This is a genomic window from Kordia jejudonensis (assembly GCF_001005315.1).
Classification (GTDB): Bacteria; Bacteroidota; Bacteroidia; order Flavobacteriales; family Flavobacteriaceae; genus Kordia; species Kordia jejudonensis.
The window spans coordinates 1-979 of record NZ_LBMG01000158.1 but is presented as its reverse complement, the minus strand read 5'-3'; the positions used below and the strand labels follow the sequence as shown (position 1 = coordinate 979).

The following is a 979-nucleotide window of genomic DNA, read 5'->3' as shown; positions in this document are numbered from 1 at the left end:
GTCAATGTGATGATGATACAGATGGAGTTTCCGATTTTAATCTGACAGAAGCCAATTCATTACTTTCCAATGATTTTGCAAACGAAACATTTACCTACTTTATCAATCTTACTGATGCGCAGAACAATACCAATCCTATTGCTGATCCAACTGCCTTTGCTAGTACAAATGGCGGATTGGTCTATGTGCGTATAGAAACCGTTAATGGCTGTTTCAGAATTGGAGAAGTCAATCTCTCAGTAGCAACTACGCAAATTCCTGCTTCGTTTCAAATTGATTTCGAAGTCTGTGATGATGATTTAATTGATGGCGATAATACCAACGGTGTTGCTACCTTTGACTTTAGTGCAGCTGATGCGCAAATCAACTCGCTTTTCCCTGCCACAGGACAAACACTGACCATTACTTATTATGAAAACTTTGCCGATGCGTTAGCGGAACAAAATGCAATTCCAGATATTAACAATCATCGTAATGATGCTTCGCCAAACATCCAGAATATTGTAGTTCGTGTCGATAGTGATGTGGACAATGCGTGTTTAGGTCTTGGAGAGCATATCAATCTGACGGTAAACCCATTGCCTACTCAAAACACCATCACTGATTATGTCGTTTGTAACGATGACCCTACTCAGTTTGACTTTGATCTGACTACAAAAGATACCGAAGTTATCAATGGACAGTCGGATATTGTCGTTTCCTATCATGAAACACTTGCTGATGCAGAGCTAAACATGTACGCCATTCCAAGTCCGTACACTTCGTTTCCAAGAACTATTTTTGTACGTGCCGAAAATACAACTACAGGATGTATCAATACCGAAATGAGTTTTGATCTCATCATCAATGAAAATCCAGTAATCAATACAGCAGTTTCAGATCTTGAAATATGTGATGATACACCATTTGATGGTTTTTTTACTATTGATTTAACAACAAAAGAAGAAGAAATCATCGGAACACAAACGGGTGTTTTTGT

1 pseudogene is annotated in these 979 nt (G+C 38.4%); it reads left to right on the top strand.

The window, feature by feature from the left end:
- A pseudogene (locus AA089_RS25315) lies at window positions 1-979 on the top strand (CUB protein); the annotation flags it as partial.